Below are 21,744 nucleotides of genomic sequence, written 5' to 3'. Positions count from 1 at the left end.
ATCCAAGGTGGTGGATCGACCGGCCCCACAGTTCGAGTCCGGCGTTCAGCTCTGCGCGCAGGCCGAGCGCGGCGTCTGTCGCGCGGACTTGCGGTTAGATGCCCGACCCGCCGCCGGACGTGTTGGTCCACCAGGCGTGGTATTCGTTCAGCGAGTACCTCTTCGACTCACCGCTGGTCGAGGTGATCTCGAGGCCGAACTGCATCGTGTCGAAGTCGGTGTTGCGCAGGAGGCCTTGCGACGCGGCCCATTGCCAGGTCGCCAGGGCGTCCACGTAGCCTTCATCGTTCTGGTTGGCGGGGATGAACTGCAGGACGTTCCAGCCGGGATCGGCCTGCCAGACCGACTGGTAGAGGATGCCGCCGACCGTCACGTTGCTCGCGATCTGCGTGCCCCAACCGCCTGCCGGCCCCTGCGGTTGCCAGCTGGTGAAGATCATGATCTCGTCCTGGTTGCCGGTGGACCAGAGGTCCGCCGTCCAGTTCCACCAGTCCCCGCTGGCGGCGGGGGCCGACGAGGTGTTGTACGTGAACCCGGCGTTCGCCATCTGCGACAAGGGGGTTCGAGGACTGACCCCGGTGTTCGGGTACGACTTGATGCCGCCACCGGACTGGGTCGAGTCGACGTACCACGAGTTGACGCTGTTGACGTGCAGGCACTGCGTGCCGTAGTTCTCGCCCCAGATGTTGTTGTAGATCGACCAGTCGTCTTGCTGGTACGCCCCCCACCTATCGCAAGTGGAGAAGACCTGGGCCTGCGCCGGAGACGCGAAACCCAGGAGCCCGGCGATCACGAGGATGGCCAGGGCCAGCCGGCCGAGAACGGCCGGCTTGTTCTTGACGGATTTCATCTGACCTTTCCTTCTTGTGCGCGGCCGGTGCGGACCACCGTGGGCGCACAGATTTCGTGTCGGAACGTGCCAGGAGTGACACCTGGCTTGATACATAGACATTCTCCTATATCCCTGGCGTCGCTGTCAATGTTTGTCGATTAAACAAACAAATAGAGATCTAATGAATCGGTCGAGGTGGCCGATGAGACCCACGAGGCCTTCGGGCCGGGGCCGGGTGCTCGCGTGTGTGCGCGGGGAACGTTAGAGGAGACCGAGGTCTTCGAGGACGAGCCGCCATGCGTCCCGATGCCGGGTCCCGGGATTCGGGTATCCCCCGGCCAGGTCGATGAGCTCAAAATATCTGGGGCCGAAGAGGAAAGCGTCGGCGAAGGCGATGGCGTCGGGCGCGATCGGGTCGGTTTCCAGGAGCTCGAACTGTTCCAAGGCGTCCATAAACGAGGCCTCGCTGACCAGGTGAACGCCGCCGTTCGACATCGAGACGCCGAGCATGGAGCCGAAGATGACATTGCCGAACTGCACCAGGTCCGGAATCGGGTCGAACAGATCCGACTCGGCGGCAATCGTGACGGACTCAAGGACCCTGCCGGTTCGGTCGACCTGGATCACTTCCGCCGAGAGGCCGTCGAACACCTCGTAGAGGGGGCGCAGACTTTCGGGGAATTCCGCGCTGACGTCAAGCGCCGCAGGGCCTCCGAGTACGGGCGGCCACTCCCCCTGGTCGAGCTCGGGCAGTCGAGCGCGAACCCTCGCGACCTTCTCGTGCAGTTCCACATGTCCTCCTCGATCAGATCAGGTCATTCGCTTGGAGGAATTCCAGCCATTGCCGGGCATTCCTTGCCTGCCTGCGATCCCGCTCGCTGAAACACAGTTCACCGTGGCGGGGGCCGATCCCGAATTCGTTGACGAAGGCGAACAGGTCCGACCCGAACGATCGCAGCCGGTTCGCGGGCGCCGGTTCCAGTCCCGCGACCTCTCCGGTTTCGCGGTGCAGCAGCAAGGTCGCTTTCCCGTGATACAGCGCGATGGCCAGCCACCGGTCGCTTTCGCCGGGGTCGACGCCGCATGACTTGAACGTCTTCGCGAGCTGATCGGAGCGTTCGTAGATCATGCCGTCGCTGCCGAACTGAAGCACCCCATAGGCGGACATCGACTGCATTCGATAAAGCCGCCACAAGTCCTGCGGGAGCTGCGGCTTGATCGCCATCGGGGCTCCCTTGTAGTGGCCGATGCTCATGAGGGCGAGGTCCCACTGCTCGAACTTGGCCGGTTTAAGCCTATCGGCGGCCTTGGTGAGGAGGGCGAGCCGTCGTTTGAATTCGAGCTCCGAATCACTGGGCTCGGCCTCTATCCACGCCTTGGGAGGAGTGTAGGTCGGACGGGAGAGCTGCCGGTCCCACTGGGTTTTCAACTGCACCAAGGCTTGGTGTTCGAAGCATCCGGCGGTTTCGAGCAGTGCGAGCCAGCCGTCCTGGTCGTCCAGATGCACCGTCATCTGAGACGGGTTCATCTCGATCAGCGGGTACTCGGGCCCGAACACGTAGCGGTGGAAGAATTCTGGAAGGTCATCGGCGAGCCTACGCAGCTTGTCGCCTCCGGCCTTCATCTCATCCGCGCTGGTCACCGCCACGGTGCCTGCGTCGAGGTGCAGGTAGACGGAGGCGTTCCCACACCGAGCAATATGGACCCACCGGTCCGGCTCGGGTTCCCGGAATTCCCAGTCCCCCAAGTCGTCTGCCACGTCGGCTTGGCTAGCAGTTATCTGCTCCAGGGTCCAGAACGTCAGCGAGCCGCAGCATGGGGCGTAGGTGATCTCGTACAGCGACGCGATCGTCGCGAGAGCTCCGGCGCTCTCGCCGGGCGCGGTTCGCCCTGGGGGAAGCGACCATGAGGTTTCGCGATGCAGAGGAAAGGCGGCCTTGACCCGCTCGACATCGCGCCCGACGTTCGCTAGGCCATCCCGATTTCCTGAAGATATATGTACCAAGGGTCCTCGACCAACCAATCTTTCGTCTTGGAGAGCGGTCCGTAGATCTCGCGATAGCGAGGCCCCAGCGCGACCGTGTCCACGAACTCCGGGACGTCGGCACACTCGAGGATTACACCTGAGTCCCAACCCCATTTGAAGTACATGTAGCAGTAGATCATGACGCTGCCGGAGGCCATGTCGAGGAAGATCGTGTCGCTCTCACTGCCGACTCTGCCGATCTGAATTCGGGCACGATCGTCGATCGGCTCGCCGTTGTCGCCGCCCACCGGCGGGCTTGAACTGAAACTCGGCTCGCGCCGGAACACGACGTCGCCGAACCGGCAACCGCCGGCCAACGCGTACAGAGAGGCGAGCCCGCCCGGATAGTTCTCGGTCAATTCGACCGGATCCCCGAGCTCCAACCGCGAATCGTTGTAGTTCTCGGCGAACTCGTCATCCTCATCCCAGCGCCGCTCCAGCTCAGCGACGGCGTCGAGCTCCAGCAGTCGGGCGATCTTCTGCTCCATCATCAGGGCAGTAACTCCTCAATCGGGTTCAGTTGAGCTGCGCCAGGAGGTCTAGGCCATCCCGATTTCCTGAAGATAGACGTACCAAGGGTCTTCGGCCCACCATTCCTTCGTCCTGGAGAGCGGTCCGCGGATCTCCCGATAACGAGGCCCCAGCGCGACCGTGTCCACGAACTCCGGGACGTCGGTGCACTCGAGCATGACGCCTGAGTCCCAGCGATATTTGAAGTACAAGGAGTAGTAGACCATGACACTGCCAGAGGTCAGATCGAGAAGGATCGCATCCTCAGCGCCGACATTGCCGATCTGAAGTCGGGGATGATCGTCGATCGGCTCGCCGAGAGAGTCCACCGCCTTGGCCGAGTCGAAATCCGGCTCGCGCAGGAACCCGACGTCGCCGAACGAGGCATCGCCGACCGACGCGTACAGCGAGGCGAGCCCGCCGGGGTAATCCTTGGACAATTCGACCGGATCCCCGAGCTCCAACCGAGGCTCGTCGTACTCCTCGGGGTACTCCTCGTCCCAGCAGCGCCGCTCCAGCTCAGCGACGGCGTTGAGCTCCCGCAGCCGGGCTATCTTCTGCTCCATCATCGCGGCTGCAACTCCTCAATCGGGTTCGGTCACATGGGGGTTCAGTTGATCTGCGCCAGGAGGCCGCGCCACTTGTCGTTCACAAGGTGGTCGGGGTCGACTTCGAGGATGTCATCGATCAGCTCGGGGTACTTCGGCCCGAAGATGTACTCGTCGAAGAACATCAGGGGATCTCGGCAAGTGAAGACCGGTTCCGGTTCCTCGCCTTCCTCCCACATTTCCGGCGTCTCGTGGTCGGTCTCGTCCCACAGGGTCACTTCGAGCGACTTCAGCTCAAGCGAGACGGTGAAGACGTGGTAGACGGCGCCCAATCCGAGGGTCACGGCCGGTTTGCCCTCGTTCAATCGCATCACTTGCCGCTCGTACGGATGGAACTGCAACAAACTGGTTTGCAGCCCGTCGAACATGCCATGCAACTGAACCAGTTCATCCGGGTACCAGGAGAACGGCTCCACGGTCAGCGGGTCGCCTACGATCTGCGGCCAATTGTGCTGGTCCTGCGCATCCAGGTGCGCACGGCACCAACTGACACGGTCCGCGAGATTCAACCCTGATCCGGCGCCGGTATTGTCATCGGCGGCCGGTTCAGGCGCTGCCGCCTCGAAAGGCGGGGGTCCGGGAGGGGTCGGGCCCGTAGGGGAATGGTTCGTCACGGTCGCATCGTAGCCAGCCGTCGCGAACGTGGAGGCGGGCAACTTGCACCGTGGACCGGCGTCCGCCGCCGGGGTGGGTGAAGTAGTAGAGGTAGCCCTCGTCTAGGCCCTGCGGGAGGGCCATCGCGTGGTGGCCGATGGCTTCGTCGAAGGCCCGCTTCCCTGGCCCGGAGAGCAGTGGCATCGGTTGGCGGTGCCAGGAGCGCAGATCGGTGGAGCGGCGGACGAGGAGGCCGGACCAGCCGTCGGTCACCATCCAGTAGACGCCGCCGAGTTCGAAGACGGTGGGGCCCTCCTGGCCCTGGTCGGTTGCCGCGGGTCCGGCTGTCTCCCAGTGGAAGAGGTCGTCGGAGTCGGCCGTGTAGATGTGGCTTTCGCGGCGCTCGTCCTTGTACCACATGCGCCACTTGCCATCCGGAGTTCGGTGGACGGTCGCGTCGATGGCCCGCTCGGAATCCAGGTCGAGAGTGGACTCGTACTTCCACTGCTCCAGGTCGTTCGAGGTGTAATGCCGGATCTCGGCCGGCCCGGACCAGTCTTCGCGCACGCCTTCGAGATAGGTCACGTACATGTGCCAGACGCCATTGTGGATCATGATTTCCGGCGCCCACCAGGTGTTCCCGCTTTCGATGTCCGGAATGACCTGGATTCCGGTATAGGTCCATTCGTGACCGTCCGAACTCACCGCATGACCGATGTCGGTGCCGTGCACCCACGCGACGCCGCCGTCCGGTTGGTTCGCGCGCCGCTGCGTATAGAAGAGGTGCCACTTGGCGCCCTCGGGGTCGTAGACCAGGGTGGGATCGGTCGGCCCGTCGAACACCGGATCGGTGTAGAGGGGGGCCGGGGCGTTTGCGGGGATGGTCATGGCGTCTCCATCGTTAGCGACTTGGACAGCGCTTGCCACAACGATACCGAGGGTTCCGGCACATGCCAAGTCCGTTACGGTTGGGACATGGACCTCAACGCGGACCTGGGGGAGGGTTTCGGACGCTGGGAGCTCACCGACGATGACGCGCTGTTGCGCATCGTGACCAGCGCGAATGTCGCGTGCGGTTTTCACGCCGGCGACCCGGTCACCTTGATGCGCGTCTGCGAGACCGCCGCCGACGCGGGGGTGAGCATCGGCGCGCAGGTCTCCTACCGCGATCTGGCCGGCTTCGGGCGGCGCGAGATGGAGGTGCCGCCACTCGAGCTGGCGGCCGAGGTCGCCTATCAGATCGGGGCGCTGCGGGTCTTCGCAGAAGCCGCAGGGAGTGCGGTCCGGTATGTCAAACCTCATGGCGCCCTTTATCATCGAGCAGGACGTGACGGTGTGCAAGCGCGCGCCGTGGTCGAAGGGGCGCTTCTCGCGGGGGTGGGAGTGCTGCTGTGCCAGACGGGAACCGAACTGGAAGCGGCGGCGAAGGCGGCCGGAGTGCGGGTCATCGGGGAGTGCTTCGCCGACCGGGGCTATCTGCCGAGCGGCCGCCTGGTCCCGCGCGGAATGCCGGGTGCGCTGCTGGGTCATGAAGCGGCAGTGGCGCAGGCCCTCGATCTGGCCGAGCACGGCCGGGTGAGTGCCGTCGGGGGTGAGCGGATTCCGGTTGCGGCCGAGTCGATCTGCGTCCACGGTGACGGTGCTGGCGCCGTCGCCGTCGCTCAGGCCATACGTTCCGCATTGGACAAACAAGGCATCAAAGTGGAGGCCTTCGCGTGAGTACTTCAAAGACCGGCCCGGCGACCGGGTGGCTGCGAGCGCTGCCGTCGGGGCCGCGCGGCGTTCTGATCGATTGCGGCACTGGGGAAGCGGCGCGAGCCTGCTACCGGGCCCTACAGGCGCGGCGGGTGAACGGGCTGCTGGACGCCACCGACCTGGTGCCGGGTGCGACGACCGTCCTGGTCGACGGGGTCGACGAGCCGGAGCTTCTGGCCGCCGACTTCCCCGAGTGGGCGCTCAACGACGACGCCGAGGTGCGCGGCGAGACCGTCGAGATCCCGGTCTGCTACGACGGACCGGACCTGGCGGCGGTGGCCGCGTTGTGGGGCGTGGAGCCGGAGGAGGTCGCGGGCATTCACTCCGCCGTCGACTACGAGTCGGCGTTCTGCGGTTTCACACCCGGGTTCGCCTATCTGGAAGGCCTGCCCGAGCGCTATCGGACGCCGCGGAGGGACAGCCCGCGCACGTCCGTGCCCGCCGGTTCGGTGGCGGTGGCCGGGACCTATACCGGCGTCTACCCGCGTTCGAGCCCCGGCGGGTGGCAACTGATCGCGACGATGACCAATCCTACGCGGCTGTGGAACGAGCACCGCGAGCCGGCCGCGCTGCTGGTGCCGGGCACGCGGGTGCGCTTCGTGACGGTGACGATCTGATGCGCGGGCAGGGCGCGGCGGGGCCGCGGGAAATGATGAACGGGCGGGAATCGGCATGAGCCACATCGAGATCCTTCGGTCAGGAGCGTTGACGACCTGCCAGGACGGGGGTCGCCCCGGCTGGGCGCACCTGGCGGTGCCGCGTTCAGGCGCGGCCGATCGTCCATCATGGCGTTTGGCGAACCAGTTGGCGGGCAATGCGACCGCCGCCTGCACCCTCGAGACGACCTTGACCGGGTGCACGGTGCGGGCGACGCGGGACGTCACCGTCGTGGTCGGCGGGGCGCCGTGCGCGGTGACCGTCGACGGGCGTCCGGAGTCGTGGGGCCAGCCTGTGAAACTGGTCGCGGGGTCGGTGCTCGACGCCGGGGCGGCCGAGGTCGGGGTCCGCTCGTACCTGGCCTTTTCCGGTGGTCTGCATCCGAAGTCGAACCTCGGCTCGCACTCGACGTGCCTGCTGTCGGGGCTGGGACCGGCGCCGCTCAAGGACGGAGACACCATCCCACTGGGGCCGAGCCCGGCGCACCCGCCGCTGCCGACGCAGTGGCCGGCGCCGTGGGCCGGGGTCAGCGACGAGCTCGTCATGAAGCTCCATTTGGGACCGAGACTGGACTGGTTCACGGCGGAAGCGGCGGCGGAGCTCGCGCGCGGCGTGTGGACCGTTACCGAGCACTCGAACCGAATCGGACTGCGCCTGGAGGGGCCGCCATTGCAGCGCGTGGACCCGGACGCGGAGCTCGAGAGCGAGGGGATCGTGGCGGGCGCGTTGCAGGTGCCGTCGAACGGCCAGCCGATCCTGTTCGGCGCGGACCACCCGACGACGGGCGGCTACCCGGTCATCGGCGTGGTCGGACCGGACTCGCAGGCGGCGGCCGCCCAGGCGAGGCCGGGGACGCGGATCCGCTTCGCCCCGGTTCCCTTGCCGCACTGGAGCGAATAGCGCGAGCGCGGACGGGATCAAGGCGGGCGGTCATGCCTTGCGGCGCAATACCGCCGTCCCGCGCTCGTGCGGGAGCGACTGGACCGTGAAGCCCTCGAACTCGTTGGTCCAGCGTTCCACGATCGCCCGCTCGTCCGATCGGTTCGCGTCGTCCATGACCACCGTGGCGTCCCCCACCAGGCGCTCGGCGAGCAGCGGCAGCGCCGGATACCGGGCCTGCGGCCCCGTCGCCCCGGGCGGGCCGTCCACCAGCAGCAGGTCCACGGCGTTGACGTCGAGCCCGGACAGGTCGTACCAGCGCCAGGGCTCCCCAGCTATGTCCACATCAGTCAATGGGGCGTCGACCACCTCGGCCCACATCTCCAGGTTCCGCTCCGCGAGCTCCCACCGGGTCTCCGCCGCGTAGTGGGGATCGTGTTCGAGCGCCGTCACCGCCCCGACGCCCCGCGCCCGCATCGCATACGCCAGCACCACGGTCGTCGTCCCCGAACCGCATTCGACCACCTGGCGGCGCTCCCGGGTGGCGACCTCGTCGCACAGGAAGCGCAGCAGCTCCGGCCCGGCCGCCCAGCCGCGCATCCGGGGCAGCGCCTCCCCCGGGTCCAGCTCCCGGTACAGCGCCAGCAGATCCTCGATCTGCGCGTAGGCGGTCCGCGAATGTCCCCGCACCACCTTGCGGGTCCGCTCCAAGCCGTGCTCGATCGCCTTGAGCCGCTTGTCGGTCGCGTGCTGCTGATCGCGGATTTCCCGGATTCCCTCGTTCATCGCCTTGACCTGCTCGGCCAGTTCGATCAGCAGCATTCGGTCGGATGGTCGCACCACAGCCTCCTCAGAGAGCGCCGCGCCCGGGCCCGTCCGGTGGATCGGACCGGCCGTAAGGCTTTGCGGCCAACCCTATGGAAGCCGCGGTGACCCGCGTCATCGGGGCTCAGAAGTCGAGTGCCTGCGAGAAGTCGTCGATCAGGTCCTCAGTGGCCTCGATTCCGGACGAGAACCGGACCAGGTCCTCCCCGATCCCCGCCAGCACCCGGTCGCACGGGCTCATCTTGGCGTGGCTGCTGATCGCCGGGCGCGTCACCAGCGACTCCACCCCTCCGAGACTCGGCGCCGCGTACGGCAGCCGCAGGCCCTTGATCAGCACCTCGGCCGCCTCCAGGCCGCCGACGGGCGTGAACGACAGCATCGATCCGAACCCGTTGAACAGCGACGCGGCCCGCTCGTGGTCGGGGTGCGAGGCCAGGCCCGGGTACCGGACCTCGGCGACCCGCTCGTGCCCCTCCAGGAACTGCGCCAGCGCCATCGCGTTCGCGTTCTGCTGCCGCACCCGCAGCGCGAGGGTCTTGATGCCGCGCGCGAGCAGGAATCCGGCGTGCGGGTCGATGCTGCCGCCGTAGAGGGTCAGGAATCCCTGCACCCGGTCGATGCGTTCGGCGGTGCCGGTGACGACGCCGGCGACGATGTCGGAGTGGCCGTTGAGGGCCTTGGTCGCCGAGTGGCAGACCAGGTCGTATCCGATCGCGTGGGGCCGGAAGAGCACCGGGGTCGGGAAGGTGTTGTCGATGATGGACGTCAGGCCGTGTTCGGCGGCGAAGCGGGCGATGCCCGCCAGGTCGCCGACGCCGACGAGCGGGTTGGAGATCGACTCGGTGTAGATGGCCTTGGTCTCGGGCCGGAGCGCGGCGGCCCAGGCGGCCGGGTCGGTGGAGTCTACGAAGTCGGCGGTCCATCCGAGGCGGGGGCCCTGGTCGGCGAGGAGCGCGTGGGTGCCGCCGTAGACGGATCCGGCGACGATGACGTGGTCGCCGGCGGCCAGGACAGAGTGGAGGGCGGTGGCGATGGCGGCCATGCCTGAGGCCGTGGCGATGGAGGCCTCGGCGCCTTCGAGGGCGGCGAGTTTGTCCTGGAGGTACTCCTGGGAGGGGGTGTTGCTGTACCGCAGGTATCCGACCCCGCCTGTGGCCGTCTGCTCGTAGACGGTGCCCTGGTAGATCGGGAAGACGGCGGAACCGCCGTGGGCGGGCCGGGGTTCGCCGGCGTGGACGGCAAGGGTTTCGAACCGTTCGTGTGCGTCGCTCATCGATTTGACGCTACGGATTAGCGCCGGTGGGCGGCAAGGTTTTGTCCTTAACTTCCGCTTACGTTCGGGCTCGGGCGGTCGCCGAAGGGCCCGGGTCAGCGGCGTTCCTGGTCGAGTCCGGCGAGGTAGGCGTTGTAGGCCTCGTGCGGGTCGTCCTCGGGGTGGCCGGAGGCGCTGGCGCGGTCGGCCATGCGGTCGAGGCGGCGACCTTCGCGCTCCTCGGAGCGCGACCACTGGGCGATGAGGACGCCGATGATGATGAGGCTGGGAATCTCGCCGAAGGCCCAGGCGATGCCGCCGCCGGCGCGCTGGTCGGCGAGGAGGTCGCTCACCCAGGGCAGGTCGAGCTGGGTGTACCAGTCGGCGGCGATGAGGTCGGTGCCCATCATCAGGGTGAGTCCGAAGATGGCGTGGAAGACGATGGTGACGAAGTAGAGCAGCACCTTGGCGGGGTAGGAGAGCGGGCGCGGCTTGGGGTCGGGGCCGATGATGATCCAGAAGAAGAGGCAGCCGGCGGCGAGGAAGTGGGCGGTGATGAACAGGTGCCCGAAGTGCTCCCGCATGGCCCACTCGAATATGCCGGTGAAGTACATGACGTAGAGGCTGGTCAGGTAGATGACCAGGGCGATCAGCGGCCGGGAGACGAACCGGGAGAAGCGCGAGTGGATGAAGGCGAGGATCCATTCGCGGGGGCCGCCGGCGCGGTCGGGACGGAGGGCGCGCAGCGCGAGGGTGATGGGCGCGCCGAGGACGAGCAGGATCGGCGCGAGCATGTTCAGGACCATGTGCTGGATCATGTGGACGCTGAACAGGACCATGCCGTACTTGCCCAGGCCGGTGGACGTGACCAGGACGATCACGGCCCAGCCGGCGATCCACAGGGCGGTGCGGTACCAGGGCCAGGAGTCGCCTCTTTGTTTGAGGCGGCGGACCCCGGCGAGGTAGAAGCCGACGAGTGTCAGACCCGCCGCGCACACTAGGACGGCCGGATACCAGTCCAGGGCGACGGACGAGAAGGTCATCGGCCCGGGGGTCGCGAAGCCGAGGATCGCGGCATTGGGGTCGGGCAGTTCGGTGGACGGCGGCGGCGTGACGGACAGGGAGGAGGCGAGGCCGAAGGCGATGCCCATGAGCGCCAGTTCGACGGCGGCGAGGCGGATGAACGCCCGGCGATCCCCGGCTTCGACGGCCGGGAGGGTGCGGCGGCGGTGCGCCCAGCCGAGGACGCCGCCGACGGCGAGGACGGCGAGCTTGGCCAGCGCGATGCGGCCGTAGGCGCTCTCCCACAGGTCGGTGATCGCGACGTTGGCGACGAACACGATCAGGCCGGAGGCGGCGATGGCCGGGTAGGCGAGGGTCGCGGTGGCGGAGTAGCGGCGGGCGGCGACGGCCGGGCTGCGGCGGGCGATGAACAGCGCGAACAGGCCGCCGGCCCAGAACGCGGCGGCGACGACGTGGATGAGGAGCGCGTCGACGGCGATCTGGTGGTTGCCGTTCGCGGCGGAGTGCCCGCTGAAGACCGGGGGGACGGCGGCGGCGATGGCGAGGACGGCGGCGCAGGCGGCGCCGACGACGGTGAAGGAGCGAGCGGCCACGGCGGTCGCGGCGGCGGCGAGGAGCGCGGCAAGGGCGACGCTCTGGCCCTGTTCGGACTGAGTCAGGTACGACCAGGTGCCCGGGAGGGTGATATCGGGAAAGGAGAGCGTGAACGTGTCGGCGTAATCGACGGGGACGCGGGCGAGTGCGACGAGCGCCCAGAGGCCGGTGGCGAGGGCCCCGACGCGCAGCCACCGCCACGATTGGGCGGCGAGGCGGGAGCGGTCGCCTTCACGTCCGGGCAGGAAGAAGGCGGCGGCGATGAGGCAGCCGCAGGCGACGGCCATGAGGAGGTCATATGCGTATTTGAGGAGGCCGGAGGCCCAGGTGACGGCCGTGTCCGGGGTGGACAGTCCGGGCAGCGCCTCGATGGCGACCGCGCCGCCCAGTTCGAGGGCGAGAACAGCGGCGAGCGCGCCGGCAATGGCCGCGGCGAAGGCGGCAAGCGCACGCCATCCGCTGCGACCCGGCTCGTTCGGGCCGAGGGGAGTCCGAGCACTGCCGCCGGGTATGGTGGCGGCGGTGTTTTCGCTGGTCTCGGTCGAGGTGCTCACAGCACCCAGCATGGCTGAATGTTCCAGCTCACGCCCCACCGGGTGGGGCTTTTTGTCCCGAAGAACCCCCTGGCGGGCCGTGCCACCGCGCATCCGGTATGTCGGGGCCATAAGGCATTCTGGATCGCAATGGGAATCATCGAAAAACGCGGCGACATCATGGACCTGCTGCAAGGAAGTGGCGGTGTGCTCGGCAATATGCACTACACGCTCGACGGGTCGGACGACCCCTCGAACGTGCTCAACCTCATGGCGCTGGACGCCTACGTCACCGGGGAGCAGCCGCACGCCGTGGTCCGCACGCTGGACTCGGTCGCGGACGACATCGACCTGATCCCCGAGGGCGGGATTCTCCTGCGTTCGATCTCGGGGGCTTCGTTCCTGCAGCTCGTGCAGGGCGAGGGCTGGACGCTGCGGACGCAGCGATGGCGCGACGGCACCGGCCAGGCGGTGGTCACCGCGGTGACCCGCGAGCGGGCGGAGGCGGTGGCCGCGTATGTCACCGACCGCACGGGGTCGATCGAGGAGCCCGGCGACGACAAGGTCGACATGGGCTTCTGGTACCGCTCCGCGCGGGGCCCGTACCGGTCCACGCGATCCATCGCGGCCCCCCGATGGGCTGAAATCGAGCAGAATTACTCGTCCGGGTCGGGGGCGGCGCTCGGCAAGCTCATGTCGACGCAGGCCGGGGAGGTCGCCGGACGGCTGGTGCTGCTGCACGGCCCGCCCGGGACGGGCAAGACCACGGCGCTGCGGGCCCTGGCCCAGGAGTGGGGGGACTGGTGCCAGGTCGACACGGTCCTGGATCCGGAGGCGTTCTTCGCCGACCCGTCTTACCTGATGGAGGTCATCATCGGTTCCGAGATGGACCTGCACCTCAGCGACGGGGAGAGCCGCGGCGACGGCTGGCGGCTGATGGTCCTGGAGGACTGCGACGAGCTCATCCGCGGCGAGGCGAAGGAGGCGTCGGGCCAGTCGCTGGCGCGGCTGCTGAATCTGACGGACGGCCTGCTCGGGCAGGGTCGCGAGATCATGGTGGCGATCACGACCAACGAGCCGTTGAACCGGCTCCACCCGGCGGTGGTGCGCCCCGGCAGGTGCCTGGCGCAGATCGAGGTCGGCGCCCTGTCGGCCGCGGAGTCGAGCGACTGGCTCGACGGCGAACCGGTGTCCACGGAGATGACCCTCGCCGAGCTGTACGCCCGCCGCGGCGGCACCGACCCGACCATGCACGAGGCGGAGATCCCGATGCAGCAGGTCGGCCAGTACCTGTAGCGGGACGATCCGGACGATCGATCATCGACCGTCCGGTTCCGTTCGTAGGCAAGCAGAACGCGGGAGGCGATCGCCTCCCGCGCTGCTTTCGTTCCGTCAGCCGCGGATGGCGAACACTTCCTTCGCCGCGTTCATCCCGTTGATCGCGGCCGGGAAGCCCGCGTACACGGCCATCTGGAGGATCGTCTCCACCACTTCCTCCTTGGTGCCGCCGACATTGAGCAGCCCGTGGATGTGGACCTTCAACTGCGGCAGCGTGCTGCCCATGGCCGTGCAGGCGGCGATGGTGACGATCTCCCGCGATCGCAGGTCCAGGCCGGGACGGATGTAGATGTCGCCGAAGGCGAACTCGATGACGTACCGCGCCAGGTCGGGAGCGATGTCCTTGAGGCTCTCGATGACCGCCTCCCCGGCCTCGCCGTCGATCTCCGACAGGGCCTTCCAGCCGCGGTCGTAACGCGAACCCTCCCAGATCCGCGCCTCCTCCTCCGCGTCGTCCACCGCCTCCTCGCGAGCGGCGAAGACCTCCTTCGCCACGTTGAGGGCGTTGATGGCCGGCGGGAATCCGGCGTAGGCGACCACGTGCATGATCGCCTCGACGATGTGGCGCCGGGTGCAGCCGACGTTGAGCGCGCCGTTGATGTGGAACTTCAGTTGCGGCAGTGCGTATCCGAGCGCGGTGAGCGCGCCGATCGTGGCCAGCTGCCGCTGCTCCAGCGTCAAGGTCTGGCGGCAGTAGACGTCGCCGTAGGGGAACTCGACGGTGAACCGGGCCAGATCCGGTGCGATGTCGGCCAGGCTCGCCACGACCGACGGCTCGTCCTCGCCCCCGACCTTCCGCAGGACCTCCATGCCGCGGTCGTACCGGCTCGCCTTGTCGTCGTGCTCCAACATGCTTGCTCCTTAACGGTTCTGGCTCGAGCCGCGTCAGTACTTGCGGCTGAGCGTCGGGAATTCAGGGTGCGTGGCCATGACCCCCGCTTCGCCCCACCGGCTCTGCGGAATCTCCTGGATGACGACCGTGATCTTGTCGAGCGGCGCGCCGGTGACCTCGTGGGTGGTCTTCGTCAGCTCCTCGATCAGGTGGCGGCACTGCTCGTCGGTCTGGTTGGGCCAAGTGGTGACGGTGATGAAGGGCATTGTAGGCCTCCCTAGTGGGTCGTACGGACGTTGGAAGTGGTTCGGCTCCAAGCGGACAGGGCCGCCGCGGCGGCTACGGCGCCCGCCCCGGTGAGGATGACGCCGGTCCAACCGGACTGAGCCCAGATAGGACCGAGCGCGGCGCCGGCGGCGGCGCGGCGGTGCTCGCGGCGGTCCGGCGCCGGGGCCGCTCGGCCGAATAGGGAAATTGTCAGGGGGCTCCCGTAGTCTGCGTTCGAAACGACGACGCGAATATGGGGGCCCGATGCGGTTCAGGAAGATCGACGACGAGCGCTCGATGCGACGGCCGGCCATCGAGGCCGAATCGCTGGAGGCCATCGAAGACGAGTTGGACTACGACTTCGAACTCTCGGACCGGGTGCTCAAGGGCGACATCTGGGCGGGCGGCAGCGGCGACGGCGTGCTGGAGCAGAGCTCGATCAGCGATGCCGACCTGTCCGGGACCGTGCTGTCCCCCTTCGAGGCCGTGGACGTGACCGTGGACCACTCGGTGCTCTCGAACGGCCGCTGGGAGCGGCTGACCGCGCGGCGCCTGGAGATCACCGGCTCTCAGCTCGTCGGCTGGCAGGCGCAGTTCGCGCTCGCCAGCGACGTCTACGTCGCCGACTGCCGCGCCGACTTCGCGGGAATCTCGATCGGAAAGGCCAAGGGCCCGGTGGTCTTCGAACGGTGCCGCTTCCAGAACGCGAGCTTCCTCGGCGACTTCTCGAAGGCGATCTTCATCGACTGCTCGTTCCCCGGAGCCGATTTCTCCCGGGTGGCGAACGCCAAGGGCTGCGACATGCGCCGCTCGACCCTGGCGGGCATCACTGGCCTCATGAGCCTGCGGGGCACCCTCATCACGGCCGACCAGGCGGTAGACCTGGCCGGAGAACTCGCGACGGCGGCGGGATTCACCCTCGCTTAGCGCCGCACCGCACCGGTCGGCCCGGTCATTTCGCCTCGGCGAAGGTGCCTGAGTGGATCTCGCCCGAGCGGTCGTCGTCCTCGGGGAAGGACCAGAAGCCGCACATGGTGTGGTTCTTGAAGTTCATGACGTGCACGACGGTCGCCCCCGAGATCTCGTTCCACCCCACCATGTAGATGTTCGGCGCGAACTCCGCCGCGAACAGCTCGACCTCCTCGGACACTCGCTCGGCCGGGCCGTCGAGGGTGGCATAGCGCAGCCGCTTCCCGTCCGAGGAGTAGAAGTTGCGGAATACGACGCCGTTGTCGATCCGGAACTCGAAGCTCTTGCCGGCGAAGGCGAAATCGCTCATGGCTCAGTCCTTTCCCCTACGCGCCACGCGCTGACCACGCGGCGGCGACCACGCCTTCAAACTATGAGGTCGCGCCCGAGCCCGCTGCCGAGTTCCGAGACTCGGCATGCTCAAAATCCGACGCACGCTCATAGGGTGTCCGCCGGCCCACCTGAAGAGGAACGGCGTGTCATTTCGGCGAATCGACGCGGGCACGGCCTGGAACCGTTATGAACCTTCTATGACTGGAGCTGCGGGCAAACGACGGAACATCGTCCTGGTGTGGCTGGTGTGGCCGCTGATCACACTCGGCGTCTACCAGTTCGTCTTCTGGTACAAGATCAACCGCGAGGCGCGGGACTTCGACAGGCGCATCGAGGTGAGTCCCGGCGTATCGGTCATCGCGATCCTCTTCGGACCGCTCATCATCGTCCCGCCGTTCGTCTCGGTCTACAACACCGGCAAGCGAATCGCCCAGATGCAGTACGCCGCCGGGCTGAATCAGACCTGCAATCCCTGGATCGGCTTCATCCTGATCTTCCTGTTCGGGCTCCACACCCTCTACTACCAAATGGAGCTCAACCGGATCTGGGACTACTACGGCACTCCGCCCGAGGCCAGTGAGGTCAACCTCGCCAACTAGGTCCGGGCGGCCGCCGGACGGGCGTCAGCGCTTGGCGCCGCGGGCGGCGAGGGCGATCAGGGCGCCCACGGCGCGGAGGGTTCCGGAGGCGAGGCACACGCCGGTGCAGCCGGCCCCGTCCGCCGCGGCGGCCAGCTGGGGTCCCAGGCTGGCGCCGATGAACAGCGTGAATGTGTACAGCGCGGTGGCGGCGGCGCGTGCCGATCCGGCGGCCCGGCCGATGGCCTCGATGAGCCCGGGGGCGGCCAGCGCGATGCCGCCGACGAACAGCAGCAGGCAGATCGCGATCGCCCAGACGCCGATCTGCGCGGATTCCAGAGGCGCCGACCTACCGGTGCAGTTCGAGGCCCGCCAGTTGACGGGCGACCGTCCACACGCGCGTCGACTGCTCCAGCCGCCGGCCCCATCTCGGGGGGATCGCCGCTTCGCCGCAGCGGGCGCCGACCAGGGCGGCGGCCATGGCCGCGATGGTGTCCGTGTCGCCGCCCAGTCCGATCGCCTCGGCGACCGCCGCGACCGGGTCGTCGGGGCGCCGCAGGAAGACGGCGATCGACGCCGGCACCGCGCCGAGCGCGGTCGCGTCGCACGCGAACCGGTCGGCGATGCCCGCGGACGGGCCGTCGACCATCGCCGGAACCGCCCGAAGCGCGGCGGCGAACTCGTCGGTGGCGGTGTGCGCGGTGACGGCCGCGATGAAGTCTTTGGGCGACAGCCGGTGCGCGCCGTCGCCGCGTGCGGCGAGCGCCACCGCCACCGCCTGCGCGACCGCCCCGTCGCCCCCCTGCGGGTGGGAGTGGGAGACGGACGCGGAGACCGCCGCCGTCTCGGCCACCGCATCGAGGTCGAGGCCCGCGATCAGGCCCACCGGTGCAACTCGCATCGCCGCCCCGTTGCCCAGCGAGCCCGTGCCGCCGAACGCCGAGGTGACGGCTTCCCCCCAAGGGTCGCCCGAGTGAATCTCCTCCAGCATCTTCGCCGCCCCGGGGCCGTAACCGCGCCAGGGTTCGTCCGCCCAGGCCGCGGCCAGCTCAACTGCCAGCGCATCCGCATCGATCCGGCCGTCGTGCCGGGCCAAATGGGTGGCGAGAACGAGCATCTGCGCGGTGTCGTCGGTCCATCGCATCGACGGCGCCGACTTGTCCACCTCAGCGGCGACCCATTCCGGATCGATGTTCCGGCGGCCCTCGAAGGGCTCTCCGAGTGCGTCGGCGCACGCGGCAAGGACGACCGCCCCGCGGACGCGCTGCCGGCGAAGACTCGCCCCGATCACTGGAACGGGTTCTGCCATGTCGTTCGACACCTCCATCGCGATGGCGCAACCCTATCGACGCGCCGGAGCCGGGTTCGTTGCGAGGAGTCGCGAACCGGGCCCGATGGGCACCGGCGGATCGCTCGGATACGCCGACTCTCCGACGCCGACGAAAAAATCTTGAAGAATCTCCGAGGGGATGTCGAAACGGGCCCGAGCCGATCGACTCAAGGGTGAAAGGCAGTTGGGATTCCACCCGTAGGACATCGCTGCACACCGATCTACCGCACTCGAGGAGAGCATCATGACCGCTACATACACCTTCGACGTCTTCACCAGTCTCGACGGCTTCGGCGGCGCCGGCGGCGACTGGACCGGCTACTGGGGCAAGCAGGGCCCCGAGCTGCTCGACCGCCGCCTGTCCCTGTACGACCAGGAGCAGCGGATGGTCTTCGGCGCCAACACGTACCGCTTGTTCGTCCAGATGCTCGCCGGGAGCACCGAGGACTCCGACGTCCGTGACCCCTGGGTGACCCGGATGAGGAGCCTGCCGACGACGGTCGTGTCGACCACATTGGAAGAACCCCTCGACTGGCCGGACGCGACTCTCGAGAGCGGCGACGCCGTCGACGTCGTCGCCCGGCTCAAGGCCGAGTCCGAGGTCCCGTTGCGCTCGCACGGCAGCCTCTCGATGAACCGGGCGCTGATGGCCGCCGGCCTGGTCGACCGCGTCCAGGTGACGCTCTTTCCGGTGATCACCGGCCAGACCGGGATGGACCCGATCTTCCAGGGCGCGGCCGACTTCGACCTCGAACTGATCGAGAGCCGGACGCTCGACGGCCGCACCCAGGAGCTCATCTACCGACCCACCTTGCATGCCTGAGGCCGCGAACGGAGTCATTCATAGGGCCCATCCCTGCCGGTCGTTGACGTGTCATCTATTCAATGCTAGTTTAGATGACACATCATGAAACGCGTCGGATCCATCCGAGATTGAAGATGACGCATCATCTACAAACACGGAACGGCCATGAACCTCGTCCTCTGGACCCTCATCAAACACGCCTTCTGGCCGAGGACCGACCCGAGAATCAATCGAAGGGAACACTGCCATGACCACCAACAAGACCGGTCTGGAAGCGCTGCTCACCCCCGAAGAGAGCGTATTGCTGCTGATCGACCACCAGGCGTTTCAGTTCGCGAACCTCCACAGTCACGAACCGACCATGGTCATCAACAATGTCGTCGGACTCGCGAAGACCGCCAAGGCCTTCAACGTGCCGACGATTCTGACCACTGTCCTCGAAGAGCGCGGTGGCAAGCTGCTCCAGCCCTTGCAGGACGTCTTCCCCGAGCAGAAGCCGATCAACCGGACCACCCTCAACTCCTGGGAGGACCAGCGCGTGGTCGAGGCCGTCGAGGCCACCGGCCGCAAGAAGCTCGTCATCGCAGGCCTGTACACCGAGATCTGCGTGGCCTTCCCGGCCATTCACGCCCTCGCCGACGGCTACGACGTCTACGTCGTCACCGACGCTTCCGGCGGCGTGACGACCGAGGCGCACGAACGCGCCGTCCAGCGCATGGTCCAAGCCGGCGTCGTGCCGATCACCTGGACGGCCGTCGGCGCCGAGTGGCAGCGCGACTGGGCCCGCACCGAATCCGCAGCCGCCTGGGGCGCGGCCGGTATGGAACACGGCGGAGGCGGCGCGGTCGCCTTCGCGTGGGAGATGCAACTGCTCAACACGCCCGTGCCGGACGAGACCGCCCCCGCAGGCGCCTGACGAGACCCGAACCTGAGCGGGGCCGACGCGAATGCGTCGGCTCCGCAATGGCAGTCTCCGGCGCAGGCGTTCTTCGACCCGGCAAGGAAGGGATGAGAGACATGCTGCATGGCGAGCAGATCCAGCGGACCGCTGCTGAGGCGGCACTCGAGCTGCCGGACGTCGAGGCGTCGGAGCCGTTCGGCCCGGACTACGAGGTCTATAAGGTGCACGGGAAGGTCGTCATGATGACCACCGAGGTTCCCGGCCGGGAGATCGTCACGCTCAAGAGCGATCCGGCCGATGCCGTCGCGCTGTGCCAGACCTTTCAGTCGATCACGCCCGGCTACCACATGAACAAGCGCCACTGGATCTCGATCAGCGCGGGCGAGGGCATCACCGAGCAACTGGTCAAAGAACTGGTCGGCGACTCCTATGCCCTGGTCGTGAAGAAACTGCCGAAAGTCGTCCAGGCCCGCTTGCGGGCGAAAACGTAGCAGTCGTAGGCGGGCAGTCGCGGCGCCGGTCATGGCGGCGGTGAGCGACTTGGAGGCGGACCGGGAGTTACGTGGACTCGTCCTGAGGCAGGGCGCGGCCGCTGATCGCGTCGACGATGTTGTAGGCGGTGCGGACGAACGACTCCGCCTGCTGCGTCGACAGGTGCTGCGCGGAGGTTTCCTCCAGGGCCCGCCACATGTCCGCCAGAGGCTCGCGCATGGCACGGCCCTTGTCGGTCAGGTGGACGACCAGGACGCGCCGGTCGTGCTCGGCCGGCTCGCGGACGAGCAGACCGGCGTCCTGCATGCGCCGCAAGGACTTGGACACGGTGGAGTGGTCCAAGCCGACGGCTTCGAGCAGCTCGGACTGAGTCTGGCCGTCCCGGTCGAGCAGGTGCATCAGCAGCAGCTCCTGCCCCGGGTGCAGATCCATCTTGCGCAGCATGGCGGCGGCGCGGCCGCGGTGGGCGCGGGCGAGCTCGAAGATCGCGTAGCTCATCGGCCCCTCGCTGGCCGTGGACGGGACGCGCGGTGCGGGATCGGGCATGGTTCGGTTCCTCTGGCGGTGTAGGCGGGACAGTCGGTGCGGCCGACGTTCCGCCAGCGTAGAAGGTCGGCCGCACCGGGCGCCTTCAGCGGCGCGGCAGAGCGGGGCCGCCCGTCCGGGCCCGGATCTGGCGCCGTCAGTCGACGGTGAGGACGAGCTTGCCCCGGACGTGCCCGGCATCGCTGACCTGCTGGGCGGCGGCGGCCTGGTCGAGCGGGTAGGCGGTGACGGTGGTGACGACCTTGCCGGTCGCGGCATCCTCGGCCAGGGCGGCCAGGCCGGCGGCCGATTTCTCCTGGGAACCGCTGGCGAACGTGATGCCGAGCTGACGCGCGCGGAAGTCGGCGATGGTGACGATGCGTTCGGTGCCGCCGCGCAGGGCGATGGAGTCCTCCAGGGCCCCTCTCCCGGCCAGGTCGAACACCGCATCGACGCCGTCGGGCGCGAGTACGCGGACCCGCTCGACCAGGCCTTCGCCGTAGACGGTCGCGACGGCGCCGAGCGAGGCGAGGTAGTCCTGATTCCCAGAGCCGGCGGTGGCAATGACCCGGGCGCCGCGAGCCGCGGCGAGCTGGACCGCCAGGGTGCCGACCCCTCCGGCCGCGCCGTGCATCAGCACGGTCTCCCCGGCGGTGACGCCGAGCAGGTCGAGGACCCGCTCGGCCGTCTCGCCCGCCACCGGCAGTGCCGCCGCGTGCGGCCAGTCGAGACCGGCGGGCTTGAGGGCGACGGTGGTTGCCAGCGCGTACTCGGCGTACGAGCCGGTGTCCGACCAGCCCAGCACCTCGTCGCCGACCTGGACGTCCTGCACGCCTTCGCCCAAGGCGTCCACCACGCCGGCAAGCTCGCCGCCGGGTACGGCGGGGAGGGGTGTCGGGAAGAGGGCCTCCAGGGCCCCGGAACGGATCTTCCCGTCAATCGCGTTCAGCCCTGCGGCCTTGACGCGGACACGGACCTGCCCAGGGCCGGGCTGAGGAAGCTCGACGTCGGCCTGGTGCAGTGCCTCGGTGCCGCCGAAACGGTCGAACTGGATGGCTTTCATGGCGACTCCTTCTCGATCGCCACCAGTTAGGTGGCTAGACACATAAATCTAGCAATGAATGTGTGGCTAGCCAAGTTATTCGTTGACACATCATCAATATTGAGATACACATGACACGTCAACTACTTCCCACAGCCGCGAACCGGGCACGAAAAAGGGGGCCTCACGGCCCCCTTACATCTGTCGGGTTGACAGTGTGTTGGTTCAAGACATAGGAAACCCA

The 21,744-nt window shown here is 67.8% G+C and carries 26 protein-coding genes; 10 read left to right on the top strand and 16 right to left on the bottom strand.

The window, feature by feature from the left end; all coding sequences use genetic code 11:
* Positions 1 to 94: 94 nt before the first annotated feature.
* From FAB82_RS20115 to FAB82_RS20090, 6 genes are all read right to left on the bottom strand, one after another.
* Entirely contained in the window at positions 95 to 850 is a 756-nt protein-coding gene (locus FAB82_RS20115) for a glycoside hydrolase family 12 protein (protein WP_136536343.1), read from the bottom strand.
* A 243-nt stretch (positions 851 to 1,093) separates the two neighbouring features.
* On the bottom strand, positions 1,094 to 1,624 hold the full coding sequence (locus FAB82_RS20110; protein WP_136536342.1) for a hypothetical protein: 531 nt from the start codon (positions 1,622 to 1,624) through the stop codon (positions 1,094 to 1,096).
* A 13-nt stretch (positions 1,625 to 1,637) separates the two neighbouring features.
* A complete protein-coding gene (locus FAB82_RS20105) occupies positions 1,638 to 2,591 on the bottom strand; it encodes a hypothetical protein (protein ID WP_136536341.1) in 954 nt (317 codons plus the stop codon).
* Between the two features lie 209 nt (positions 2,592 to 2,800).
* Positions 2,801 to 3,349, bottom strand: coding sequence for a hypothetical protein (locus FAB82_RS20100; RefSeq protein WP_136536340.1), 549 nt, complete (start codon positions 3,347 to 3,349; stop codon positions 2,801 to 2,803).
* Between the two features lie 48 nt (positions 3,350 to 3,397).
* The gene (locus FAB82_RS20095) at positions 3,398 to 3,937 is read right to left on the bottom strand and encodes a hypothetical protein (RefSeq protein WP_136536339.1); all 540 of its coding nucleotides are present in this window, start codon (positions 3,935 to 3,937) and stop codon (positions 3,398 to 3,400) included.
* Between the two features lie 41 nt (positions 3,938 to 3,978).
* Positions 3,979 to 4,290 carry a hypothetical protein gene (locus tag FAB82_RS20090; RefSeq protein WP_136536338.1) on the bottom strand — a complete coding sequence of 104 codons (312 nt, stop codon included), beginning with the start codon at positions 4,288 to 4,290 and terminating at the stop codon, positions 3,979 to 3,981.
* Between the two features lie 15 nt (positions 4,291 to 4,305).
* Here FAB82_RS20090 and FAB82_RS20085 point away from each other — a divergent pair, with 15 nt between their 5' ends.
* On the top strand, positions 4,306 to 4,491 hold the full coding sequence (locus FAB82_RS20085) for a hypothetical protein (RefSeq protein WP_136536337.1): 186 nt from the start codon (positions 4,306 to 4,308) through the stop codon (positions 4,489 to 4,491).
* Between the two features lie 31 nt (positions 4,492 to 4,522).
* Here FAB82_RS20085 and FAB82_RS20080 read toward each other — a convergent pair whose 3' ends face one another.
* On the bottom strand, positions 4,523 to 5,458 hold the full coding sequence (locus tag FAB82_RS20080) for a glycoside hydrolase family protein (protein ID WP_136536336.1): 936 nt from the start codon (positions 5,456 to 5,458) through the stop codon (positions 4,523 to 4,525).
* An 87-nt stretch (positions 5,459 to 5,545) separates the two neighbouring features.
* Here FAB82_RS20080 and FAB82_RS20075 point away from each other — a divergent pair, with 87 nt between their 5' ends.
* The 3 genes from FAB82_RS20075 to FAB82_RS20065 are packed head-to-tail and all read left to right on the top strand — an operon-like array spanning position 5,546 to position 7,882.
* The gene (locus FAB82_RS20075; protein WP_136536335.1) at positions 5,546 to 6,289 is read left to right on the top strand and encodes a LamB/YcsF family protein; all 744 of its coding nucleotides are present in this window, start codon (positions 5,546 to 5,548) and stop codon (positions 6,287 to 6,289) included.
* Complete coding sequence (locus FAB82_RS20070) at positions 6,286 to 6,942, top strand: 5-oxoprolinase subunit B family protein (protein WP_211116716.1); 657 nt, start codon at positions 6,286 to 6,288, stop codon at positions 6,940 to 6,942. Before FAB82_RS20075 ends, FAB82_RS20070 begins: the two co-directional genes overlap by 4 nt.
* Positions 6,943 to 6,997: 55 nt before the next feature.
* Positions 6,998 to 7,882 carry a 5-oxoprolinase subunit C family protein gene (locus FAB82_RS20065; protein WP_136536334.1) on the top strand — a complete coding sequence of 295 codons (885 nt, stop codon included), beginning with the start codon at positions 6,998 to 7,000 and terminating at the stop codon, positions 7,880 to 7,882.
* A 30-nt stretch (positions 7,883 to 7,912) separates the two neighbouring features.
* On the opposite strand, the gene FAB82_RS20060 is transcribed toward FAB82_RS20065, so the two are convergent.
* The 3 genes from FAB82_RS20060 to FAB82_RS20050 all read right to left on the bottom strand — a co-directional run bounded on the left by FAB82_RS20060 (position 7,913) and on the right by FAB82_RS20050 (position 12,109).
* On the bottom strand, positions 7,913 to 8,701 hold the full coding sequence (locus FAB82_RS20060; protein WP_136536333.1) for a class I SAM-dependent methyltransferase: 789 nt from the start codon (positions 8,699 to 8,701) through the stop codon (positions 7,913 to 7,915).
* Between the two features lie 109 nt (positions 8,702 to 8,810).
* Entirely contained in the window at positions 8,811 to 9,959 is a 1,149-nt protein-coding gene (locus FAB82_RS20055; protein ID WP_136536332.1) for a trans-sulfuration enzyme family protein, read from the bottom strand.
* A 95-nt stretch (positions 9,960 to 10,054) separates the two neighbouring features.
* The gene (locus FAB82_RS20050; RefSeq protein ID WP_168801685.1) at positions 10,055 to 12,109 is read right to left on the bottom strand and encodes a bifunctional copper resistance protein CopD/cytochrome c oxidase assembly protein; all 2,055 of its coding nucleotides are present in this window, start codon (positions 12,107 to 12,109) and stop codon (positions 10,055 to 10,057) included.
* A 198-nt stretch (positions 12,110 to 12,307) separates the two neighbouring features.
* On the opposite strand from FAB82_RS20050, the gene FAB82_RS20045 reads away from it, so the two are divergent.
* Positions 12,308 to 13,384 (top strand): DUF5925 domain-containing protein, encoded by a 1,077-nt coding sequence (locus tag FAB82_RS20045; protein ID WP_136536361.1) that lies wholly within the window; start codon positions 12,308 to 12,310, stop codon positions 13,382 to 13,384.
* Positions 13,385 to 13,480: 96 nt separating this feature from the next.
* On the opposite strand, the gene FAB82_RS20040 is transcribed toward FAB82_RS20045, so the two are convergent.
* The gene (locus FAB82_RS20040; RefSeq protein WP_136536330.1) at positions 13,481 to 14,278 is read right to left on the bottom strand and encodes a carboxymuconolactone decarboxylase family protein; all 798 of its coding nucleotides are present in this window, start codon (positions 14,276 to 14,278) and stop codon (positions 13,481 to 13,483) included.
* A gap of 33 nt (positions 14,279 to 14,311) precedes the next feature.
* Positions 14,312 to 14,524, bottom strand: a complete 213-nt coding sequence (locus FAB82_RS20035) for a tautomerase family protein (protein ID WP_136536329.1) — start codon at positions 14,522 to 14,524, stop codon at positions 14,312 to 14,314.
* Positions 14,525 to 14,789: 265 nt separating this feature from the next.
* On the opposite strand from FAB82_RS20035, the gene FAB82_RS20030 reads away from it, so the two are divergent.
* On the top strand, positions 14,790 to 15,452 hold the full coding sequence (locus FAB82_RS20030; RefSeq protein WP_136536328.1) for a pentapeptide repeat-containing protein: 663 nt from the start codon (positions 14,790 to 14,792) through the stop codon (positions 15,450 to 15,452).
* Positions 15,453 to 15,477: 25 nt separating this feature from the next.
* On the opposite strand, the gene FAB82_RS20025 is transcribed toward FAB82_RS20030, so the two are convergent.
* Positions 15,478 to 15,804, bottom strand: a complete 327-nt coding sequence (locus FAB82_RS20025) for a MoaF-related domain-containing protein (protein WP_136536327.1) — start codon at positions 15,802 to 15,804, stop codon at positions 15,478 to 15,480.
* A gap of 220 nt (positions 15,805 to 16,024) precedes the next feature.
* On the opposite strand from FAB82_RS20025, the gene FAB82_RS20020 reads away from it, so the two are divergent.
* Entirely contained in the window at positions 16,025 to 16,426 is a 402-nt protein-coding gene (locus FAB82_RS20020) for a DUF4234 domain-containing protein (protein ID WP_136536326.1), read from the top strand.
* 328 nt (positions 16,427 to 16,754) lie between these two features.
* Here FAB82_RS20020 and FAB82_RS20015 read toward each other — a convergent pair whose 3' ends face one another.
* A complete protein-coding gene (locus tag FAB82_RS20015) occupies positions 16,755 to 17,714 on the bottom strand; it encodes an ADP-ribosylglycohydrolase family protein (protein WP_168801684.1) in 960 nt (319 codons plus the stop codon).
* A gap of 265 nt (positions 17,715 to 17,979) precedes the next feature.
* Between FAB82_RS20015 and FAB82_RS20010 the strand changes: the two genes are divergently transcribed.
* The 3 genes from FAB82_RS20010 (at position 17,980) to FAB82_RS20000 (ending at position 19,932) form a co-directional block, all read left to right on the top strand.
* Positions 17,980 to 18,558 carry a dihydrofolate reductase family protein gene (locus FAB82_RS20010; RefSeq protein WP_136536324.1) on the top strand — a complete coding sequence of 193 codons (579 nt, stop codon included), beginning with the start codon at positions 17,980 to 17,982 and terminating at the stop codon, positions 18,556 to 18,558.
* Between the two features lie 229 nt (positions 18,559 to 18,787).
* Positions 18,788 to 19,456 (top strand): hydrolase, encoded by a 669-nt coding sequence (locus FAB82_RS20005; protein ID WP_136536323.1) that lies wholly within the window; start codon positions 18,788 to 18,790, stop codon positions 19,454 to 19,456.
* A gap of 92 nt (positions 19,457 to 19,548) precedes the next feature.
* Positions 19,549 to 19,932 (top strand): MmcQ/YjbR family DNA-binding protein, encoded by a 384-nt coding sequence (locus FAB82_RS20000; RefSeq protein ID WP_211116714.1) that lies wholly within the window; start codon positions 19,549 to 19,551, stop codon positions 19,930 to 19,932.
* 67 nt (positions 19,933 to 19,999) lie between these two features.
* Here the strand turns inward: FAB82_RS20000 and FAB82_RS19995 are convergent, their stop codons facing one another.
* Both FAB82_RS19995 and FAB82_RS19990 read right to left on the bottom strand, forming a co-directional pair.
* Complete coding sequence (locus FAB82_RS19995) at positions 20,000 to 20,479, bottom strand: MarR family winged helix-turn-helix transcriptional regulator (RefSeq protein ID WP_136536322.1); 480 nt, start codon at positions 20,477 to 20,479, stop codon at positions 20,000 to 20,002.
* Between the two features lie 136 nt (positions 20,480 to 20,615).
* Positions 20,616 to 21,521, bottom strand: a complete 906-nt coding sequence (locus FAB82_RS19990; RefSeq protein ID WP_136536321.1) for an NADP-dependent oxidoreductase — start codon at positions 21,519 to 21,521, stop codon at positions 20,616 to 20,618.
* Between the last annotated feature and the right edge of the window lie 223 nt (positions 21,522 to 21,744).

Origin of the sequence: Glycomyces buryatensis (assembly GCF_004912275.1) — a bacterium.
In the GTDB taxonomy this organism is placed as follows: Bacteria; Actinomycetota; Actinomycetes; order Mycobacteriales; family Micromonosporaceae; genus Glycomyces; species Glycomyces buryatensis.
Note: the sequence above shows the minus strand (reverse complement) of the source record. Positions and strands in the feature narration are given on the sequence as shown.

Bases quoted from the DNA above. Each gene is read 5' to 3' on its own strand.
- FAB82_RS20000 (WP_211116714.1), top strand. From the start codon at position 19,549: ATGAGAGACATGCTGCATGGCGAGCAGATCCAGCGGACCGCTGCTGAG.
- FAB82_RS20055 (WP_136536332.1), bottom strand. From the start codon at position 9,959: ATGAGCGACGCACACGAACGGTTCGAAACCCTTGCCGTCCACGCCGGC.
- FAB82_RS20025 (WP_136536327.1), bottom strand. From the start codon at position 15,804: ATGAGCGATTTCGCCTTCGCCGGCAAGAGCTTCGAGTTCCGGATCGAC.
- FAB82_RS20045 (WP_136536361.1), top strand. From the start codon at position 12,308: ATGCACTACACGCTCGACGGGTCGGACGACCCCTCGAACGTGCTCAAC.
- FAB82_RS20040 (WP_136536330.1), bottom strand. From the start codon at position 14,278: ATGTTGGAGCACGACGACAAGGCGAGCCGGTACGACCGCGGCATGGAG.
- FAB82_RS20015 (WP_168801684.1), bottom strand. From the start codon at position 17,714: ATGGCAGAACCCGTTCCAGTGATCGGGGCGAGTCTTCGCCGGCAGCGC.
- FAB82_RS20005 (WP_136536323.1), top strand. From the start codon at position 18,788: ATGACCACCAACAAGACCGGTCTGGAAGCGCTGCTCACCCCCGAAGAG.
- FAB82_RS20085 (WP_136536337.1), top strand. From the start codon at position 4,306: ATGGAACTGCAACAAACTGGTTTGCAGCCCGTCGAACATGCCATGCAA.
- FAB82_RS19995 (WP_136536322.1), bottom strand. From the start codon at position 20,479: ATGCCCGATCCCGCACCGCGCGTCCCGTCCACGGCCAGCGAGGGGCCG.
- FAB82_RS20030 (WP_136536328.1), top strand. From the start codon at position 14,790: ATGCGGTTCAGGAAGATCGACGACGAGCGCTCGATGCGACGGCCGGCC.
- FAB82_RS20035 (WP_136536329.1), bottom strand. From the start codon at position 14,524: ATGCCCTTCATCACCGTCACCACTTGGCCCAACCAGACCGACGAGCAG.
- FAB82_RS20075 (WP_136536335.1), top strand. From the start codon at position 5,546: ATGGACCTCAACGCGGACCTGGGGGAGGGTTTCGGACGCTGGGAGCTC.
- FAB82_RS20095 (WP_136536339.1), bottom strand. From the start codon at position 3,937: ATGATGGAGCAGAAGATAGCCCGGCTGCGGGAGCTCAACGCCGTCGCT.
- FAB82_RS20065 (WP_136536334.1), top strand. From the start codon at position 6,998: ATGAGCCACATCGAGATCCTTCGGTCAGGAGCGTTGACGACCTGCCAG.
- FAB82_RS20100 (WP_136536340.1), bottom strand. From the start codon at position 3,349: ATGATGGAGCAGAAGATCGCCCGACTGCTGGAGCTCGACGCCGTCGCT.
- FAB82_RS20010 (WP_136536324.1), top strand. From the start codon at position 17,980: ATGACCGCTACATACACCTTCGACGTCTTCACCAGTCTCGACGGCTTC.
- FAB82_RS19990 (WP_136536321.1), bottom strand. From the start codon at position 21,521: ATGAAAGCCATCCAGTTCGACCGTTTCGGCGGCACCGAGGCACTGCAC.
- FAB82_RS20115 (WP_136536343.1), bottom strand. From the start codon at position 850: ATGAAATCCGTCAAGAACAAGCCGGCCGTTCTCGGCCGGCTGGCCCTG.
- FAB82_RS20080 (WP_136536336.1), bottom strand. From the start codon at position 5,458: ATGACCATCCCCGCAAACGCCCCGGCCCCCCTCTACACCGATCCGGTG.
- FAB82_RS20020 (WP_136536326.1), top strand. From the start codon at position 16,025: ATGACTGGAGCTGCGGGCAAACGACGGAACATCGTCCTGGTGTGGCTG.